Origin of the sequence: Shewanella morhuae, from assembly GCF_003028295.1 — a bacterium.
GTDB classification, from domain to species: Bacteria; Pseudomonadota; Gammaproteobacteria; order Enterobacterales; family Shewanellaceae; genus Shewanella; species Shewanella morhuae.
In genome coordinates this window covers 1,903,790-1,924,018 of record NZ_PYSG01000002.1, presented here as the reverse complement: position 1 = coordinate 1,924,018, position 20,229 = coordinate 1,903,790, and the positions used below count along the sequence as shown (strand labels likewise).

The following is a 20,229-nucleotide window of genomic DNA, read 5'->3' as shown; positions in this document are numbered from 1 at the left end:
TGGATTGTGAAACAATAATGAAACAAAAAGCCCCTAATCTATAATAGCTTAGGGGCTTTTTACTATTGGGCTAAACCAAACTTACACGCTACGATTTATACCAATCACATCATAAAGTTTAAATAGCCCTGTAATATAATTAAGTTAGCGATATCAATAAAGAAGGCGCCGACAATCGGGACAACCATAAAAGCTTGAGGTGATGGCCCTGTACGTGATACTAACGCGCCCATGTTCATTACTGCTGTTGGTGTTGCCCCCATCCCAAAGCCACAATGCCCACCTGTGATGACCGCTGCATCATAATTACTGCCCATGATTTTAAATGTCACAAAATAGGCAAACAATGCCATTACTGCTGTTTGTACTAATAGAATAATGAGCAGGGGAATGGCTAAATCAAAAATTTCCCATAATTTTAAACTCATCAATGCCATAGACAAAAATAGCGATAACGAAACCGTGCCAATCACATCAATACTTTCAGTATGAAGTTTATAACCACGGGTGAGTTCAGTAATGTTGGCGATGATAACCCCGAAGAAAAGAGCATATACGAAGTCGGGCATTTTTAACCAAGCGACACCAGATTGAGCAATCCAACTGGCAAACCATTGAGCTCCCGCAACACATAATAAAAGGACAAATAAAGTTTCAAGAATGGTTTTTGCCGTTACATGATCTTCTTCTAGCTGATCATAAGTGACTAAATGCGGATGTTCAGTATGATTTTTACGACCAATGCCATAAGAAGAAACAAGGTTATGTTTACTGATTAATCGCTGGGCAACAGGTCCACCAATAATCCCACCCATGACTAAACCAAAGGTTGCGGCTGCCATGGCAAATTCTAAGGTATTGATACCGTAGTTATCAGCGAATGTTTGTGACCATGCCACGCCAGTACCGTGACCACCTGAAAGTGTGATAGAGCCTGCGATAAGCCCCATGATGGGTTCGAGGCCTAATAGACTGGCTAAACTAACACCGACTGCATTTTGAATAATGATATAAACCGACGCTACCCCCAAAAAAATGAAGACTTTTTTCCCACCACTGAGTAACAGTTTGTAGTTTGCAGAGAGGCCGATAGTGCTAAAGAACATTAGCATTAGGGTATTTTGCATTGAAAGGGAGAAGGCGAGGGTTATATTTTGAACATGCAATATGGCAATGACGGCGGCGATAACTAACCCACCAACGATAGGTTCAGGGATATTATATTTTTTAAAAACACGCACATGGCGATTGATAGAGTGACCAATAAAAAGGACAAAAATGGCAATTAAGAACGACTCTAATTCACCAATCGTATAAATTGTGTGCATAAAATTCCTTACAAATTTTTTGTGGGTATGACTCTGCGCATAAACGCTATGAGACTGGCCCATCTAGTTATTAAGTACCTATTAATACTTTGTGTTAAACGCTGGCCTTGAAGACAGATATTGTCGATCTCCTAATGATGGAGAAGGATGAATAAGCGCGAATGTAAACCGTATCGGGTTTACGGATCAATACCGTCATATTAATGGAACGATACTGAGGATAAGTTATTGGCATTAGGGGCCAATAACGGTATTACTGGGGGTCATTATGATTGCTTAAAGAAAGGTGGTATGTGTCCATTTCTATGAACAATCGCTGAGGATTCTAGCAGGGTTTTTTTTATTTGTCGCCAAATCATCTTATAAATCATGATGTTGATAAAATGTTTTGTGACTGTTATGTAAAAATGTGCTTATTAAGCATTCTATTATAATCGCTTTTTATAGTAATAACGCCTTGTTAATTCTCTATTTATGTTAAGTACGGCATAAAGGATAAAACAGGAATATCATCAACTAACAACATCCATTAATGCTGGCTCAAGTTCATTAAATTGGAACTTAAAACCCGCTTCAAGTGCGTGTTTGGGGATTACAAACTGCCCTTCAGTGAGTAACTCTGACATTTCGCCCATCGCTAATCGTAAAGCTAAAGGGGGCGTTGTAATGAGCGCGGGCCGGTTTAACGCTTTGCCTAATGCCTTGGCAAATACGGCATTACTGACAGGGTGCGGAGCTGTGGCATTAAAGACTCCTTGGCAGTGTTCTTGAGTGAGTAAAAATTGTATTAGAGAGACTAAATCACTTACATGGATCCAACTCATACCTTGGCGGCCATGGCCTATTGGGCCACCCAGGCCAAGCTTAAAAGGTGGTAACATTTTATCTAAAGCGCCGCCTTTGCCCAGTACAATCCCAATACGGATAATACATACACGAGTTTGTTCTGAGTTTGCTTCTTGCGCGGCTTGTTCCCATTTCTGGCAGATATCATGACTGAACTCGGCATGGGCTGCGCTCGTTTCATCGAGCAGCTGATCATCATGTCGGCCGTAATAACCCACCGCAGAACCACTCACCATGACTTTAGGAGGGTTAGCACTCTGCTTTATAAGCTGCGTTAATTTTGCCGTAATATCCCAACGACTATCGCAAATTCGTTGTTTTTGAGCCTTGCTCCAGCGCTTAGCCACAATGGGTTCACCAGCGAGATTCACTATGGCATCAAGGTGATTTAAGTCACTCAGCTCATCCAGACTTGACAGGTAATGATGTTGGTTGCCGAGTATCTTTTGGGTTTGTGCTACGGAGCGCGTTACTAATGTCAGCTGATGATGTGGTGCCAATTGTTCAACGAGTTGACGCCCAATAAAACCGCTTGCGCCAGTGATCAGTATATTCATGTAAGGTCTCTTATCTGTCAGCTTTGAAGATATATACCGAGTAGCGGCCTGCTGCGATCACTTAAACGACTTTTTTGCGCGATTATTTTTGATAACATAATTCCATTGAAACCGAATCGGCAAAACGCAGGGCGTGAGGTTTGTCTATTTCAACACTGGCAAACTCAACCCAGTCATGTTCGCTAGCGATAGCTAACGTTTGGCTGGTAAGGTTTTCTAGTAATGAAAAGCGATTATTCTCAATCAGCTCGATGATTTTTTTCGTAATAGTGCGGTAATTGAGTGCATCTTCCACGTTATCACTATTACGGGCTTGCGCGGCACAATAATGGATCACGATATTAATGATCACATCTTGGCGATTTTGGATCTCATCGTCTTTAATGCCAATAAAAGTACGTAGTCTTAAGTTTTTAATGCGTATAATCGCTGTTTCTGGTTTCATAATGACAAATGGCTATCTTAAGTAAACTAAAGTGACTGGGTTATGTGCTATCTCAGTTTAGCCTAACAATTTTATCTCAGAACAAGAAGGATTTTTAATACATGACGCGACCTAATGCGCCCTCTGCGGCTTACCGTGGCTTTGCGATTATGGCTTTTGTGGTGATTATTTTGGCCGGAATTAAGGCGGCGAGCCCCATTGTCGTACCATTTGTGCTGTCAAGCTTTTTGGCTGTGGTCTGTAATCCTGCAATCGGTTTAATGACCCGATTTCGTCTGCCTAAATGGCTGGCTGTTATCCTACTGATGGGCTTTATTGTGCTAATGGGCTTATGGTTAGCCTCGGTTGTTGGCAGTTCTATTAACGAATTTTCAAAGCAATTACCCCAATATCGAGTGCAGTTAATTGAACAGTTTGAATGGATATTGCAAAAGTTAGATAACTTCAATATCCGCATTTCTAAGGATCAAGTATTAGCTTATTTTGATCCTGGCATGGCCTTATCAATGACGACGAATATGTTGTCGGGTGTTGGTAATGTGATGGCGAACTTATTTCTGATCATTCTAACGATTGTGTTTATGTTGTTTGAGGCGCAATCGCTGCCTAAAAAATTACATTTGGCGCTGGACGATCCCGATATGCGCTTACAGCAGATTGAGCGTTTTTTACAATCAGTGAATCAATATATGGTGATCAAAACTCTAGTGAGTTTAGCCACAGGTATCATTGTAGGGATTGGATTGTCTATCATAGGCGTTGATTATGCGCTGCTGTGGGCGGTCGTCGCTTTCCTGTTTAATTACATTCCTAATATTGGTTCAATCATTGCTGCTATCCCTGCGGTGTTGTTGGCGTTTATTCAGCTGGGCCCTGCGGCAGCGGGGGCGACCACATTGCTGTATGTGGGTGTTAACATGATTATGGGCAATATTATTGAGCCTAAATTTATGGGCCGCGGCTTAGGTTTATCGACCTTAGTGGTGTTTTTATCATTAATTTTTTGGGGCTGGTTGCTTGGCTCTGTAGGCATGTTGCTGTCTGTACCGCTGACAATGGTGGTAAAAATTGCCCTCGAATCGAGTAAGAGCGGTAACTGGTTAGCCATTTTATTATCGGACGATGTCGACGATGACTATATCGTCAATAATAGGGCTAATGAGACTTCAGCTGGCGATGAAATCGATACCAGTACAACTGAGAGTAAGTAAGAGAAAATGCAAAGTTTTATACAAGCGTTAGCGACAATTGAGTTGGGTGATGATGCGGTGCGGTTATTTCACGGCCGCGGTGGGCATTATGCGGGGTGTGAGCACCTCTGTTTAGATTGGTTTTCGCCCGTGTTATTACTGACTAGCTTTATTCCCTTAGAAGACGTTGACTTAGCCACTTGCCAGCAGGCCATTGCGCTGCGGTGGCAGATTTTATGCCCTAATAGCCCATTGAATCTTGTCTATCAATATCGCAGCGGCGGAGAAACGTTCACTCAGTTACTGCAGGGTGAAGTACCCGAACCGCATATTGTTAGTGAAAATGGAGCGCAATTTCAGGTGCATCTGATGCGTGGACAAAACCACGGTCTATTTCTCGATATGGCTAATGGCCGTGAATGGATACGAGCGAATGTTCGCTATAAAAAAGTACTTAATTTGTTTGCCTATACATGTGGTTTCTCGGTTGCGGCATTACAAGGCGGCGCCGATGAAGTGGTTAATATCGACATGAGTAAAGGAGCACTAAGTATTGGGAAACAGAATCATTTACTAAACGGTTTTAGCGCAGGAGCACGTTTTTTACCCCATGATATTTTTAAATCGTGGGGTAAACTAAAAAAGCTTGGCCCCTACGACATTATAGTGGCTGATCCGCCAAGTAATCAGAAGGGTAGCTTTGTGGCGACCAAAGATTATGTCCGCTTAATTCGACGGTTACCTGAGTTACTGGCCAACAATGGCGAAGTATTGCTCTGTTTAAATGCGCCAGAACTCGATACTGCTTTTTTACGCCAACAAGTCACCGATGCGGCGCCAACATTAGAATACATAACGCGACTAGATAATCCGCCGGCGTTTATGGATGTGTCAGAAGATAAGTCACTTAAGGTACTGCGCTATTGCAGGTCTGCTGCCGTTTAATAATATGTTTAACTTTAACGGCCAGTATTTACTGGCCTTTTTTATGGGGCGAGCATACTCAGCAGAATATTAAGCCAAGGTTGTAGGGGAGGTTAAGGCATCATGATAATCATCAGTCGGCCCTTCATTAAGTCACGTTTGGTAGCATGCTTAGTATACAAAGATGAGTATTTTCAAGATTGAATGTAGGTAACCGGTGAAAGTATTTCATTTTCGCATACGGCTTTAGGCGACCTTGGCGATAAATTACACTTAAAACCTATTTTATATGAAACGAAACTGAAGGTTTTCTGTAATTATTGATTGTGCTTTGGTATACTCCTGTGCACGGAATATACCTCTTTCCTCATAGGCAAAATGTCGACACAGAAGGACATGCCTCTGCGACCTTACCCAACCAAGCTGGAGTTGTTATGGAAATTCATGAATACGAAAATGCTTATTATCAAGTGAAAGACGATGTACTTGAGTCTTTACCTGTACAAAGCGAAGAAGAAGTCGTTAAAGCATAATAACTTACGATTACACTGACGGTACTGATGAGTCGAAAGTAACAAAACAAGCACATTAAAATAGCAACCTTGAGGTTGCTATTTTTTTGCCCAAAAATAGAATGAGTAACCGTTTTGAACACTATATGAATTTTAACTATTTGATTTTTTAATCGTTTAGCCGTTGACTTTACGTTTTTCTGGCATGAGTTCGACAATAAGCCATTTTCCGCCGATTTTGTGTAAGCGTATGGTTCTATCATCAATCCAGGGTTGACCACCTTTAAGGCCTTTCATCTTAACGACTACCATGACGTCTTGAGTAAATCTGCGGAAGAAGTCGATATCAATATCAGAAACTTCCATTTCCACATTGGTCATCGATAGGCTCAGCATATTGCGCTGCACCGCGCTAGCAATATGGTAATGGGTCATGACTTGTTTGATCGGATCGTCAACGTATTGCTTTGCTTGCTCTATATCACGCTCGACATAAACAGCTTTAAAAAAGCCTAAACTCACTTCTTCTGGTGTGAGTTGATGGTCCTCTTTAACTGCAGGATCACCACAACCAAAAAGAAACAGTAAAGTAATAAAGAATAGTGTTCGCATAAGTTTTAGTTATTGAAATTTGTATCGAGTATCGCGATTTTAGCTTGAATGTACAAGTGTTGTCCTAATTGCCTATGGTGTAAAAATGAGTTGACTCTAGCGTTGTGGTTATGGCATATAGTTAGTCACTGCTTAAAAAGGTTATCCACAAAAACTGTGGAAAACTATGTTGAAGACTTCGGTGATACTTTGTAAGTGTCTGATATTTTATTGCTTTATTTGCTGGTTAAAAAGTGACGCATTTACTCTTAGTGTACAAACCGTCAATCATCAGTGGATATTTTTATTTGTTTGCTTAACATTATTAATGCTACACCTTCCCGTTGTTGTCACATTTTTATCTCCGATATTTGCCGATTAACTTTATCTGTAAAGACGTTTCTACGTTTAGCTGTGTTGCTAACACAAAACGTAAACATAAAAAAAGCATTGGAATTAACCAATGCTTTTAGTCAGTTTTTGCTATTAATATTAAACGATTTTATTCACTTTTAGCGGCATCATTTTGGGCTGCTTGTATCGCGGTTAAGGCGATCGTGTAGACAATATCATCAACTAGCGCGCCGCGAGATAAATCGTTTACGGGTTTACGCATGCCTTGCAGCATAGGGCCAATGCTAATTAAGTCAGCGCTTCGCTGTACGGCTTTATAAGTTGTGTTACCAGTGTTGAGGTCTGGAAATACGAAAACAGTGGCTTGACCAGCAACAGGGCTATTGGGCGCCTTAGATTGGGCAACATTTGGCATAACTGCCGCATCATATTGCAATGGACCATCAATAATGAGATCTGGGCGCTTTTCTTTAGCAATACGCGTTGCTTCTCGTACTTTATCGACATCAGAACCTGTGCCCGAGTTACCGGTTGAGTAGCTGATCATTGCAACCCTTGGCTCGATACCAAAGGCTTTGGCTGATTCCGCCGATTGGATAGCAATATCTGCAAGTTGTTCAGCAGTGGGATCGGGGTTAATCGCACAATCACCGTAAATGAGCACTTGGTCCGGCATCAGCATAAAGAAGATGGATGAAACTAAGCTTGAACCCGGCGCCGTTTTAATCAGTTGTAGCGGTGGGCGAATAGTATTGGCCGTGGTGTTAACCGCGCCAGAAACAATACCGTCGACTTCGTCTTGGGCTAGCATCATAGTGCCGAGCACCATATTGTCTTCTAACTGCTCTTTAGCAACGACTTCAGTCAAACCTTTGCTACGACGTAGTTCCAACATAGGTTCTACGTAACGATCGCGTACTTCCTCTGGATCGATAATAATAACACCTTCACCTAACACCACATCTTGCTGTGCGGCGATACGTAAGATTTCATCTTTTTTACCTAAAAGCACACAGCGAGCAATACCACGTTCGGCGCAAATTGCCGCCGCTTTAATAGTACGCGGCTCATCACCTTCTGGTAGTACCACGGTCTTGTGGGCTGCGCGGGCAAGTTCGGTAAGTTTATAGCGAAAAGCTGGTGGCGATAAACGATGCTCACGGGGCAAGTTTTTGGTGACGCTTTCAATCCATGTTTGGTCAATATGGCTTGCCACATAATCCTGCACGAGATCGACACGTACCGCATCATCAACAGGCACTTCATGATCAAAGCGCTGAATATTAAGCGATGTTTGCCAAGTGTTACTGTCGATTAAAAAAACAGGTAAACCCGTTTCAAAGGCTTGCTCACACAGTTTGAGAATTTCAGGCTCAGGTACATAACTGCCTGTTAGTAGTAGAGCACCAATCTTGACACCATTCATGGCTGCAAGGCAGGCCGATACGATGACATCGGAGCGATCGCCTGAAGTGACAAGTAATGAGTCAGTTTTAATATGGGTGACCATATTAGGGATACTACGTGCACAGAAAGTCACTTTACGTAGACGGCGGGTGTGCATTTCGCCAGCATTAAGAATACGTGCACTTAAATGTTTAGCCAGATCTGAGGCGCGCGGCGCAACTAGATCAAGATTGTATGGCACGGTACCTAAGATACGCAGCGGACTCTTAATGGGTAGCTGAAACATACCGCTGGCATTAGTGTATTGCATACCTTGGCTATCAAAGACTTCAGATAAGTCAGGGCGAGTACGACCTTCCTCATCGACTGGCGCACCAATCTTGTTGATTATTGCGCCAATTAAGCGTTTATTTTTTGTCCCGCCCCAAGAGTTATACGCAATTTCGAGACGGTTCATTAATTCTGTTGAGTTATCGCTACCAGGAGTTGCAATAAAAATGACGTCAGCATCCATAGCTTTGGCAATGGCATAGTTCACATCGTCAGCAAAGGGATGATTACGAGTTGGTACTAAACCCTCAACAATTAACGTCTCAGTATTACTGGCACAATCGGCCGCACGGGCAATGATTTGCTCCATTAATACATCGGTTTGGTCAGCACGAATTAAGGCCTCTGCATGGGCCATATCGAAGGGCTCTAGCGGGTTAACCGTCGGCGATTTGCTGAGAATGGTGGTTGAACGTTCAGGGCCGATATCATTTGGTCTAAGCTGGGAAATAGGCTTGAAAAACTGTACTTTAACCCCGTGGCGCTCTAATGCGCGAACCATCCCAAGACTTAAAGAGGTGAGGCCAACGCCTATACCTATGGGGATTAACATAATATTACGAGACATAAAAACCTCTAGTTTAGATGTTTTTGGGCAGAATGTTTTCTGCAAATTTACTTATGAATACGGTAAGTTAAATAGTAAAGCCGTTTAGAGTAAACGGCTTAGCTCTATTTTATTTGTTGATCAGTTTAATCGAATCTTCAGCGATAACCCATTCTTCATTTGTTGGGATTACCATGGCAATTGTGCCTTTATCTTGGGTGATAATGCCTTGCTTACCAAAACGAGCCGCCTTGTTGCGTTCGCTATCGACATGGAAATTAAAGATTGCCAACATGTTTAATACTTTTTCACGAATTAAGTCTGAGTTTTCACCAATACCGCCAGTGAACACAACGGCATCTAAACGCCCAAGTGGCACAGTATAAGAGGCAATGTATTTAGCCAAACGGTAGCAGAAAATCTCTAAGGCTAAAGTCGCACCTTTATGGCCGTCAGCGTAACCTTCTTCGATGCCGCGGCAATCGTTAGTTAACTCGGAAATACCTAGTAGACCACTTTGCTTATTCATCAGGTTATTGACTTCTTCTAAGGTGTAACCCAGTTGATGTACTAAATGATAAATAATTGAAGGGTCTATATCGCCACAGCGTGTGCCCATCACCAAACCTTCCAATGGGGTTAAGCCCATTGAAGTGTCAACACTTTTGCCACCTTTAATCGCCGTAACAGATGCGCCATTACCCAAATGCGCACAGATAACGTTAGTTTCTTCAATGGGCTTGTTGAGCATTTTTGCTGCTTCACGGCTAACAAATAAATGACTGGTGCCATGCATGCCGTAACGACGGATACCGTGCTCGCGATACAATTTGTAGGGTAGGGCGTAAATATAGGCGTGGTCTGGCATGCTTTGGTGAAAAGCAGTATCAAACACTGCAACTTGTGGCAATTTAGGAAAAGAGGCGATTGCCGCGCGGATGCCGATGAGATGAGCTGGATTGTGCAGTGGTGCTAATGAGGCACAATCTTCAATACCTTTAATTACGCTTTCATCAATGATCATAGAGCGAGTAAACTTTTCGCCGCCGTGAACAATACGATGGCCAACCGCTTGAATTTCAGCGGCTAATTCTGGTTGCCCAGCAAGAATTTTATTAACGATGTATTCAACCGCTTCACGGTGGGCAGTAAATGCACCTAAGGCTGCTTCATGTTTTTCGCCGTCGGTTTTCCATTTAATACGTGAATTTTCTAAGCCAAAGCATTCTGCTAAGCCGGATATTTTATCGTCACCTGTTTGTGCGTCAATAATGGCAAATTTGAGAGAAGAGCTACCGCAATTGAGAACTAAAACCAGTTTATTAGACATGTGAAAACCCTTTACTATTGTATTTAAAATAACGATTCAAAAAGTCAGGAACTACAGGTTTTTTTACCATCACTGTCTTGGGACGATTCGCCAGATTGTGCTATGGTAAAGCAGTATTCCATTGTTGTAGGTGGCTAACATTGAGTATTAAACATTGAACATAAAAATTATTAAAACCTTAGGCGATGGTCATCGTTATATGAAGACTTGGCCGATGGTTAGACAACTGGGTTTTTATTTCCCTGAGTATCGCGTTGTCCGAGCGACTCAGTTAGCCATACTTGTTATGCCAGTACTGGCTATTTTGGTGAGCATCAGCCAGATATATATCCATGGTTGGGCATTTCTGCCTCAAGCGGCAACGCTCGGTTTATTTTTTGTTAGCCTGCCATTACAGGGCTTATTATGGCTAGGTTGGCGTGCGCGCCATCCTCTACCGTTATCATTATTCGACTGGAGCAATCAGCTCAGTGCTAAGTTGTCTTCCATGGGGATCAATTGCCAAAACTTAGGCGCTAAGGCCTGTTATCTTGATATGGCACTGATTTTAAAAATAGCCTTTGAACGTTTAGATAGCAGTTATTGGGAAGAGCTTTAAGCCTTATCCATATGAGCTATTTTGTCATCGCCAATTAATAAATCGCGTTAATTCCTTGCTGTACAAATACTGCTTTGATTTTTTCCATGGTTTCTCGGCTTGGAGGTGATACTCCATCAAGCTGATAGTGTTCGCCCATGGCTTCCCACTTGTGTTTACCTAATTCGTGATAGGGCAGTAACTCTACCTTTTCAATGTTCTTCATCGGTTTGATAAACTCTGCCAGTTGTAATGCCGATGCTTCATCATTGGTAAAGCCATCTAATACCACATAACGTATCCAAGTGGGTTGATTACGTTTTGCCAAGTATTGCGCAAATTCCAGCGTTCTATGGTTACTGACTTTGGTTAACTCAATATGCTTGTCATCATTCATATGTTTGATGTCCAGTAATACTAAGTCTGTGTTGTCGAGTAACTCATCAATCACTGGCGTGTACTTACGCACAAAACCATTGGTATCTAAACAGGTATGGATCCCTTCTTTTTTGCAGGCTGCGAATAATTCAGCAACGAATTCGGCCTGTAAAATGGCTTCACCCCCACTGGCAGTCACGCCGCCATTGCTGGCATCAAGAAAAGGTCGATAGCTGGTGATTTGGCTCATGAGCTCATCAACCAGCACTTCTTTACCGCCATCAAGATCCCAAGTGTCACGGTTATGGCAATACTGGCAGCGCATTAAACAGCCTTGCATAAAGGTGATAAACCGTATGCCTGGACCATCTACTGTGCCAAAGGATTCCACCGAATGGACTCGACCAATAACTGCCATTGTGACTCCTGTTTTAATTAAGTAGGCTATAGCATTAGTCTACTATAGCCCCACCTAATTTAGCTTATAGACCTTTAGTAAATGTACGCGTGATCACATCTTGCTGCTGTTCTGGTGTCAGTGAGTTGAAGCGCACCGCATAGCCAGAGACTCGTATGGTCAGTTGTGGATACTTTTCTGGATGTTTGATGGCATCTTCAAGCATCTCACGGTTCATCACGTTGACGTTTAAGTGCTGACCACCTTCTTTTTTGTCATTGTGGTCGAAATATCCGTCCATCAATGCTGATAAGTTAGTCCGGCGAGCACCCTCATCTTTACCTAGCGCGTTTGGCACGATTGAGAAGGTGTAAGAGATACCATCTTGAGCGTGGGCAAACGGCAGTTTAGCGACTGAGGTTAATGAGGCGATAGCGCCTTTTTCATCACGGCCATGCATGGGGTTTGCGCCCGGTGCAAACGGTGCTCCTGAACGACGACCGTCTGGCGTGTTACCGGTTTTCTTACCGTAAACTACGTTTGAGGTAATCGTCAGAATCGACTGCGTTGGGATAGCATTACGGTACATTTTACGGTCACGGATTTTCGCCATAAAACGTTCAACTAAGTCACAGGCGATATCATCAACACGTGGATCGTTGTTACCAAATTTTGGATAGTCACCACTGATGTCGAAATCAACTGCAATCCCATTTTCATCACGAACTGGTTTTACGGTCGCGAATTTGATGGCTGACAGTGAGTCGGCTGCGATAGATAAACCCGCAATACCACAAGCCATAGTGCGACGAACGTCTCTGTCGTGTAGCGCCATTAGGGCCGCTTCGTAAGAGTACTTGTCGTGCATGTAATGGATTGAGTTCAGTGCTGTGACATATTGCGTTGCTAACCAATCCATTAAGCCATCTAAACGAGTCATCACATCATCAAAGTCTAATACGGCGTCGGTGATAGGGGCAGCTTTAGGGGCAATTTGGATTTTCAGTTTTTCGTCAACGCCGCCGTTAATCGCATATAGCATGGTTTTAGCTAAGTTAGCGCGTGCACCGAAGAACTGCATGTGTTTACCCACAACCATTGGGCTTACACAACAGGCGATAGCATAATCGTCAGATTGGAAGTCTGGACGCATTAAATCATCGTTTTCGTATTGGATTGAGCTGGTGTCAATAGACACTTTGGCACAATACTCTTTGAAACCAACTGGGAGTTGTTTTGACCACAATACGGTGATGTTTGGCTCTGGGCTTGGACCCATAGTATAAAGGGTGTTCAAGAAACGGAAGCTTGATTTAGTCACTAACGTACGGCCGTCTATACCCATACCGCCGATAGATTCTGTCGCCCAAATAGGGTCGCCAGAGAATAGTTCATCGTATTCTGGGGTACGTAGGAAGCGCACCATACGTAATTTCATCACGAAATGGTCAATCATTTCCTGAGCTTGTTGCTCAGTTAAGGTGCCTTTTTTAAGATCGCGTTCAATATAAATATCGAGGAATGAAGAGGTACGGCCTAATGACATCGCTGCACCGTTTTGGCTTTTCACTGCAGCTAAATAGCCGAAGTAAGTCCATTGAATTGCTTCTTGTGCAGTGGTTGCAGGGAGTGAAATGTCACAGCCATATTTTGCGGCCATTTTTTTCATTTGGCCCAGAGCACGGTGTTGCTCGGCGATTTCTTCACGTAATTGAATCACACTCGATAATTCTTCACCCGCTTCAAACTGCGCTTGCAGTGAACCAAATTGGGCAAACTTATCTTTCATTAAATAATCGATACCGTAAAGCGCCACGCGGCGATAGTCACCAATAATGCGGCCACGGCCATAAGCGTCAGGCAAACCGGTTAAAATACCGGACTTACGACAAGCCATAATTTCTGGGGTGTACACATCGAACACGCCTTGGTTATGGGTTTTACGCAGTTCTGAATAGATGTATTTAACATCTGCATCTAACTCGCGATTGTAGGCGGCACATGAACTTTCCACCATACGAATACCACCGTTAGGCAACATAGCGCGTTTAAGCGGCGCATCTGTTTGTAAGCCAACGATAGTTTCTAATTCTTTATTGATGTAGCCAGCGTCGTGAGAGGTGATGGTAGAAACCATCTTAGTATCGAAATCAACCGGTGCGTGGGTACGGTTTTCCTGTTTGATACCATCCATGACTTTGTCCCACAGTTTTGTGGTTGCGTCAGTGGCACCTGCAAGGAATGACTCATTACCTTCAAACGGTGTGTAGTTTTGTTGAATAAAGTCGCGGACATTGACTTCAGATTTCCAATCGCCTGGGGTAAAACCTTCCCATGCGTTGGCAAATAGTTCAGTTTTTTCGGTCATCGTACTAATACCTTCTGGTTTAGATAAAGGTTATTGGCGATCAGCGTGAAGCGATGCTGAGTATAAGCCAATAGCTAATTCCTGAAATAAAGCTCCCTTCATGATGACGCCCTATGATGGGAACTGGATTTTGAAGTGCGTGTTACTTTATTAACGCAGTCACTCCAAAAGTCTGTCTATTGATAGCCGATAAGATGACAACAATTGCTACTGCTATTATCGGTTACCGATGATTCCTTTAATTGGTAAGACCAATTGTCCATGTGCATATTAGCATAGGTCACTGACTATCACATCTTAAAGGGAATAGTTTGTGGTTGGTTAATCCTAAATTTGTTAGCTAGGTAACATTTATTGGTCACTATAAGGATTACAGCACGCTTTTTAACCTAGTGTGACATTAGAGTTTTACAGAGTGTAAATTCAATCTGTACAGCTTAGTTAAGATCTACTGTCTCTTTTTATCGAGGATAAATCTATCCTCGTATAGGTTGATTTTTGATTGGGTAATAAAGTTAATCAGTTACCGCAGTTGTGATCCCTATTTTAGGCTATGTACTGAGTTGGTTGTCTGAAATAAACTGGTTATTAAGCGTGTTATTAGAGCATGCCGATTTAGCAATGTTACGTTGTTAGCCACGCCTTCGTTAATCTGCACATTGAAATGTCATTACTCTTTCATGAGATTAAAATCATTAAAATTCATATTTTTAAATGTTTTTTCGTTTACCTTCCTAGGTTAACCCCCAATATTATCTAATGAAACCATCTTATGCCTCAAAGGTACTTTAGCTAAGTCGCAGCGGGTTTGATAACCCTGTGTAAGGGGTAACTCAATAGTGCTGAAGGTTCACTTAAACGGTCATTATAAAAGTGGCATAACTTGGTGCGCGCACATGCTTGGTAGTGCGACAGGTGAGTTTGGAAATAGCGTAATATTGGTAAGACCAATTAACCTTTATTGTCCTGCAGTTCAAAGTTTTGATATTTTTGGTGTGAATGACATCACGCTTTAACAATATCGGCTTCGCAGTCTAAAGGCGTTGTATGGTACAAAGCGAGGCTTTAGTGAATCATGATTTAAGCACATAGTTTAAGCGATTATTACGGCCAATTATTAGGATAGCGATCCCTAAAATCCACTCAATAGTGCCGCAGGAGATACACATGCGATGCATTCAAGTTTGTTTATCTAACGTTGGAGTCATGCTATGAAAAGCCCACATCCATCAGCAGGAGTGTCAACGGTGGCAAACAGCGCAGATGATACGCCGCAGGTTTCTGCTCCTATAAGTTGTTACAGCCAAGCAGAAATTTACGCTAAAAGCAAAGTGACGAAAGCACCGATACAGTCCTTTGCTTTAGCGGTATTTGCAGGTGTCTTTATTGCCTTAGCCTTTGTGTTTTACCTCACAGTGACCACTGGGGCTGGTGATGCGCCTTGGGGTTTAGTGCGTCTTGTGGGGGGGATCGCTTTTAGTTTAGGTTTAATCTTAGTGGTTGTTTGCGGTGGAGAACTGTTCACCAGTTCTGTACTTAGCACTGTTGCTTGGGCACAAAAATACGTCACGGGGACTGAATTACTTAAATGTTGGTGTCGTGTCTATGCCGGTAATTTTATTGGCGCCATGTTAATGGTGGGCTTAATCACCGCCGCGGGTATGTATGAACTTGATGGCGGTAACTGGGGGTTAAATGCGCTTAAAGTGGCACAACATAAATTGCATCACTCATGGCTCCAAGCATTTAGCCTGGGTATCTTATGTAATATGTTGGTTTGTTTTGGCGTGTGGATGACATTCTCGAGCCGTGACATGTTGGCTAAATCGCTATTGTTAATTTTACCCGTTGCTATGTTCGTTAGTAGTGGTTTTGAACACAGTATCGCTAACATGTTTATGGTGCCTATGGGAATGACTATCCAAGCTATCGCTAGCCCTGAGTTTTTTGCATCCTTAGGTGTCACTCAAGAACAGTTTGCCGATTTAACCGTGGCTAACTTTGTATTCAATAATTTGATCCCTGTTACGCTTGGGAATATTGTTGGTGGCGGTGTGGTTGTAGGTTTAGGTTATTGGTGGATAGAGCAATGTAAAACAACCTTAACTGAGCCGCATAAAGCTCACTATGACAAGGTATCAACATCTTATACGCAGGATGAAACAACTCAGCATTCGACCGAGCGTAAAATAACTAAGCATTCGTAGTTTTTTAAGCTACTCGGTAGAGTAATACTAAATGCCCAGCATAAAGTTGGGCATTTTTATTTTTTTAGCAAATTGATGTTTTATACCAGTGCAGTGTAAAAAGTGATAATGGTTAATGTTGTCGATAAATGGATATTGTATAAGCATAAAGCGATCGAGTTGAGTGGTGTTTTAGAATGATGCTAAATCTATTTTTCATAGGAAATATTGAATACTTTTTAATAAAAAACGGCATCTTAGGATGCCGTTTTTCGTGTTCGTTTAACTTAAAAACGTAGATTAAAATTTAAAGCTTGCAGTGGTGTGGAAGAATCTGCCTACATTGTCGTATACCGCAGCTCCTGCGCTTGTACCGGTTGTTCCGTAGGGTAAGTCACGGTCGAACAGGTTATCAACACCAAATTTGAGCGTCACACCTGAGTCAAAAGCATAGGCAACAGAGATATCGCTGATAAAATAATCGTCATATTCTAAATTGCTGCTTGGGTTAGCATTACGTGAAAGTTCTTTGTCTGTGTATAAACTCACACCTTCAATAAAACGGGTTCTCCAGTTAGCGCTCCATTGCTCAATGGCATAATTCAATGACCAGTTAGCTTGCCATTTTGCGTAACCTAATGTTCCCGCTAATTCTTCAAAGTCATCAGGATCATCTTGAAAAGAATAGTTTTTACGCTTGAGTAAACGGGTGGCAATTAAATTAGTCCGAAAATCACCTTTTAGTGCCTCAAAGTGATAACCGATATCAAAGTCAATGCCTGCGGCTTCTAAAGCGGCGATATTGAGCGATGACAGCTTGATGGAGGATATTTCATGAGTCGATGGATTGCGTGTGAGTAATGCGCAGTACTCGTTATTAATACCTGCGGTTGAATCAACACAACGGTCGATAATATTTTGTGCACTGACCGAGGAGATAGCGTTATCAATAGCGATATCCCAGTAGTCAGTCGTGATAGATAGACCATCAATTAAACTAGGCTGATAAGCGAATCCGACGGTATAGCTGGTTGATTCCTCTGGAGCTAAATCGCGATTACCGCTACTCACACCTTCTATTCTTAGTGAGTCGTAATCAGAGTTAAAATCTGCTGGAATACCTAACGCAGCGCAGTTAGCTTTACGTATATCAGGGGTGCTTAAATCGTTTAAGTATTGGGTTCTGCATGAGTCATTAACTTTGATAAAGTTTTGACTTGCGGCGCCATATAACTCACTGATATTTGGTGCCCTGATGGCTTCAGAGTAAGTTGAACGGACACGCAGTTCATCATTGACTTGCCAGCTTAGGCCCGCTTTCCAAGTGGTTGCGTTGCCGATAGTGCTGTAATCTGCAAAGCGGACTGCAAACTCCATATCAAGTTGACGGACCATCGGTAAATCAGTCAGTAAGGGTAGGCTCACTTCTGCGAAGACTTCTTTGACATCAAAGGCCCCTTTATCTTCACCTAGAACATTAAAGAAGGTGCCTTGTGCGTTTGTAGGTTCAAAAATTTCACTTTGTTCTTTACGATATTCCACTCCCGTTGAAAACCCCACAGCTCCTGCTGGCAGTTCAAACAAAGCTGAGTTTGTGACTGAGCCACCAAGAACCGTTTGTTTAATAACCGAGGTTCCCGTTGAAGTGGTGTTGACGTAATCAACCGCCGCTTGGCTTGGTTTGCCAAAACCAAAAATATCTAAGGCAACACAACCTGCTGCTCTGGCATTTTCATCACGACATACCGCATTACCATCGACAGTGATTGAGTCTAATGCATGTTGGTAGTTGGCGAGTACGAGGTTATTTTTATTGACCCGCTCAAGATCTGTTTGGCCATAAATGCCATAGACATCGTAATTCCAGTCTTTAAAAACTAAGCCTTCAAGACCCATTACATAGCGCTGGGTTTCACGGGTATCGTCTTCTATCCGTTGACCGAGATCTGTCATAAAACGATTGATATTAAGGCTGTCGAGTGGCGCAGGATCGCCATTGGCATCTTTATTGGCTTTCATTAATGCGATGAGCTCTGGGCTAATAAAAGCATTATCGATTTTGATATCGTTATTTTTAAGAGGATCGCTCACTTTGCCAAAGAAAAGTGCAGGCTGCCTTTCATTGGTCGATTGACTATTGACATATTTCGCTTCGAAATAGCCGTTTAGCGTGTCGTTGAATTGGTAATCTGATTTGAAGTTAATGTTATAACGTTTAAATTCTGGTTGTAGCTCAACAAATTGATTGATATTCAGATAATCACAGTCGACACAGTTAATACCGTCTACGTTAGGGCCAGAATACACATCACGTAATGCACCATCGGCATTAAAGGTTTTCCAACCATCTAAAAAGAATGTTCCCGCATTACTAATGACAAAAGGGCCACTATTAGGTGTGTAATATTTATCAGGATCCGATGGGTGATTAGAATCGATTGGCTTGCCATCGGGCCCTATTGGACGATGGGTATTTTTAAAGTTTGTAAATGACGTTGAGGTTTGCTCTCGATCAAATGCTTCTAATTGATTTTGAGCACTGTATTCAACTGCAAAAGCCGCATTACCGCGTTCTTGGTCGAAATTAGTTCCGTAAGACAATGACAAACGGTCTTTAGCATGTGGATTATCATCAGCCCAGCCTTTAGTGGCAGATACATCGAGTCCTTCAATATCCTTTTTTAGAATAAAATTGACGACACCAGTTACGGCATCTGCACCATAAATGGCCGATGCGCCACCAGTAATGACTTCAACTTTATCAACCCAAACACTGGGTATGGTATTGATATCAACAGAAGCGGTTCCAGCAGAGCTGGCAACATGACGTTTACCATTTACCAGTACCAACGTTCTGTCGGTGCCCATACTTCTTAGGTCTAAAAGGTTTAATCCTGAAATACCAATAAAGCGTCCAGAATTGGCTAAAGAAAACGTGCTACCCAGTGCAGGCAATTGATTTAACGCTTCACCAATATTGGTGACACCCGTTGATAGCAATTCATCGCCAGTGATAACCGTAACGGGTGTTGGCGCCATGGCTCCCTCTCTAATAATACGAGAACCCGTTACTTCGATACGTTCAAAAACCGCCTCTTTTTCAGCAGCAAATACCGAAAAAGTTGATAAAGCGGCAGTTGCTGCGTTAGCCATTAATGCAAAGTGAACTGCTTTTGCTAATGTAGGATTCATGTATATTTTATTACCTTTATATTATACCAATCACATTAACTATCGAATCAGTTCAGAGCCTCACAAGTATTTCAATCCGAGGCGCATTGACGCAGAAATGGTGATTCCCTTTTAAGTCAATGCAACACTGGAGTGGGATGCCTGTGAGTCTCCCGAAGGGCGGCTGACTTAACTGCATGGCAACCGCTTTATACTGCGTTTAAGGCTTTCGGCAGAGCACCACTATGTGCCTTGTCTAAAGCGCGTTGAACTCCCGCTGAATGAACAGATATTTAATACGATTGGGTATTACATCGTTTGATTTTTAATGGCGTAAATACATATCCAAATTCGTGATTTTAATTAAATTGGAGCATATTTAAATTTTGGGTGGATATAACCATAACGGCATCATAAATGCAATGTTGTAAATACAGGTCAATATGTTTTTTTAATGTAAAGCAAAATGAATTTTTGGTTTTTGAAATTGACCTTCAAAATTAGTTAATGCTTATTTAGTGGCGGTAATAGCGCTAAGTTAATACTCTGTTTTTTGTTTTTCTTTTGTTACTACTTCTTGTTTTTTTGCAACATTTTAGATTGTTAAATGTCTGATTTTACATTGTCATTGCGTTTTTTAAATTATGTCGAGGTGAGTTTTTATTTTATCGCTAGAGATATTTAATAATGAAGGCTGTAGAGTGATGACTATTTTATTATTATGAACATATGTGTAATAACATGCTGTAATGAATATAAATCACTCATTTTCATTGCTGCATCAAGCGTGT

13 protein-coding genes are annotated in these 20,229 nt (G+C 42.1%); 4 read left to right on the top strand and 9 right to left on the bottom strand.

All coding sequences use genetic code 11. The annotated features are described in order from the left end of the window. Window positions 1–104: 104 nt before the first annotated feature. The 3 genes from gltS to folX form a co-directional block, all read right to left on the bottom strand. Window positions 105–1,328 carry a sodium/glutamate symporter gene (gltS, locus tag C9I43_RS08880; RefSeq protein WP_107883203.1) on the bottom strand — a complete coding sequence of 408 codons (1,224 nt, stop codon included), beginning with the start codon at window positions 1,326–1,328 and terminating at the stop codon, window positions 105–107. Window positions 1,329–1,840: 512 nt separating this feature from the next. Further along, window positions 1,841–2,731: a TIGR01777 family oxidoreductase gene (locus C9I43_RS08875; RefSeq protein ID WP_107883202.1), complete on the bottom strand. Its 891-nt coding sequence runs from the start codon at window positions 2,729–2,731 to the stop codon at window positions 1,841–1,843. An 82-nt stretch (window positions 2,732–2,813) separates the two neighbouring features. Then, a complete protein-coding gene (gene folX, locus C9I43_RS08870) occupies window positions 2,814–3,176 on the bottom strand; it encodes a dihydroneopterin triphosphate 2'-epimerase (protein WP_076499983.1) in 363 nt (120 codons plus the stop codon). A gap of 101 nt (window positions 3,177–3,277) precedes the next feature. Between folX and C9I43_RS08865 the strand changes: the two genes are divergently transcribed. After that, entirely contained in the window at window positions 3,278–4,387 is a 1,110-nt protein-coding gene (locus C9I43_RS08865; RefSeq protein WP_076499985.1) for an AI-2E family transporter, read from the top strand. Window positions 4,388–4,393: 6 nt separating this feature from the next. Continuing rightward, the gene (locus C9I43_RS08860) at window positions 4,394–5,311 is read left to right on the top strand and encodes a class I SAM-dependent methyltransferase (RefSeq protein ID WP_076499986.1); all 918 of its coding nucleotides are present in this window, start codon (window positions 4,394–4,396) and stop codon (window positions 5,309–5,311) included. Between the two features lie 668 nt (window positions 5,312–5,979). Here C9I43_RS08860 and C9I43_RS08850 read toward each other — a convergent pair. The 3 genes from C9I43_RS08850 to ackA form a co-directional block, all read right to left on the bottom strand. Continuing rightward, window positions 5,980–6,414: a nuclear transport factor 2 family protein gene (locus C9I43_RS08850; protein ID WP_076499988.1), complete on the bottom strand. Its 435-nt coding sequence runs from the start codon at window positions 6,412–6,414 to the stop codon at window positions 5,980–5,982. Window positions 6,415–6,895: 481 nt separating this feature from the next. Further along, window positions 6,896–9,052 (bottom strand): phosphate acetyltransferase, encoded by a 2,157-nt coding sequence (pta, locus tag C9I43_RS08845; RefSeq protein ID WP_076499990.1) that lies wholly within the window; start codon window positions 9,050–9,052, stop codon window positions 6,896–6,898. 109 nt (window positions 9,053–9,161) lie between these two features. Continuing rightward, complete coding sequence (gene ackA, locus C9I43_RS08840) at window positions 9,162–10,361, bottom strand: acetate kinase (protein WP_076499992.1); 1,200 nt, start codon at window positions 10,359–10,361, stop codon at window positions 9,162–9,164. A 154-nt stretch (window positions 10,362–10,515) separates the two neighbouring features. Here ackA and yfbV point away from each other — a divergent pair, with 154 nt between their 5' ends. Beyond that, a complete protein-coding gene (gene yfbV / locus C9I43_RS08835; RefSeq protein ID WP_107883200.1) occupies window positions 10,516–10,959 on the top strand; it encodes a terminus macrodomain insulation protein YfbV in 444 nt (147 codons plus the stop codon). Between the two features lie 34 nt (window positions 10,960–10,993). Here yfbV and pflA read toward each other — a convergent pair whose 3' ends face one another. Together pflA and pflB are read right to left on the bottom strand one after the other, a co-directional pair. Next, a complete protein-coding gene (gene pflA / locus C9I43_RS08830) occupies window positions 10,994–11,734 on the bottom strand; it encodes a pyruvate formate lyase 1-activating protein (protein ID WP_076499994.1) in 741 nt (246 codons plus the stop codon). Window positions 11,735–11,798: 64 nt separating this feature from the next. Continuing rightward, entirely contained in the window at window positions 11,799–14,081 is a 2,283-nt protein-coding gene (gene pflB / locus C9I43_RS08825) for a formate C-acetyltransferase (protein WP_107883199.1), read from the bottom strand. A 1,211-nt stretch (window positions 14,082–15,292) separates the two neighbouring features. On the opposite strand from pflB, the gene focA reads away from it, so the two are divergent. Then, complete coding sequence (gene focA, locus C9I43_RS08820) at window positions 15,293–16,288, top strand: formate transporter FocA (RefSeq protein ID WP_107883198.1); 996 nt, start codon at window positions 15,293–15,295, stop codon at window positions 16,286–16,288. 279 nt (window positions 16,289–16,567) lie between these two features. On the opposite strand, the gene C9I43_RS08815 is transcribed toward focA, so the two are convergent. Beyond that, the gene (locus C9I43_RS08815; RefSeq protein ID WP_181317868.1) at window positions 16,568–19,459 is read right to left on the bottom strand and encodes a TonB-dependent receptor domain-containing protein; all 2,892 of its coding nucleotides are present in this window, start codon (window positions 19,457–19,459) and stop codon (window positions 16,568–16,570) included. Between the last annotated feature and the right edge of the window lie 770 nt (window positions 19,460–20,229).

Bases quoted from the DNA above. Each gene is read 5' to 3' on its own strand.
- gltS (WP_107883203.1), bottom strand. From the start codon at position 1,328: ATGCACACAATTTATACGATTGGTGAATTAGAGTCGTTCTTAATTGCC.
- C9I43_RS08875 (WP_107883202.1), bottom strand. From the start codon at position 2,731: ATGAATATACTGATCACTGGCGCAAGCGGTTTTATTGGGCGTCAACTC.
- folX (WP_076499983.1), bottom strand. From the start codon at position 3,176: ATGAAACCAGAAACAGCGATTATACGCATTAAAAACTTAAGACTACGT.
- C9I43_RS08865 (WP_076499985.1), top strand. From the start codon at position 3,278: ATGACGCGACCTAATGCGCCCTCTGCGGCTTACCGTGGCTTTGCGATT.
- C9I43_RS08860 (WP_076499986.1), top strand. From the start codon at position 4,394: ATGCAAAGTTTTATACAAGCGTTAGCGACAATTGAGTTGGGTGATGAT.
- C9I43_RS08850 (WP_076499988.1), bottom strand. From the start codon at position 6,414: ATGCGAACACTATTCTTTATTACTTTACTGTTTCTTTTTGGTTGTGGT.
- pta (WP_076499990.1), bottom strand. From the start codon at position 9,052: ATGTCTCGTAATATTATGTTAATCCCCATAGGTATAGGCGTTGGCCTC.
- ackA (WP_076499992.1), bottom strand. From the start codon at position 10,361: ATGTCTAATAAACTGGTTTTAGTTCTCAATTGCGGTAGCTCTTCTCTC.
- pflA (WP_076499994.1), bottom strand. From the start codon at position 11,734: ATGGCAGTTATTGGTCGAGTCCATTCGGTGGAATCCTTTGGCACAGTA.
- pflB (WP_107883199.1), bottom strand. From the start codon at position 14,081: ATGACCGAAAAAACTGAACTATTTGCCAACGCATGGGAAGGTTTTACC.
- focA (WP_107883198.1), top strand. From the start codon at position 15,293: ATGAAAAGCCCACATCCATCAGCAGGAGTGTCAACGGTGGCAAACAGC.
- C9I43_RS08815 (WP_181317868.1), bottom strand. From the start codon at position 19,459: ATGAATCCTACATTAGCAAAAGCAGTTCACTTTGCATTAATGGCTAAC.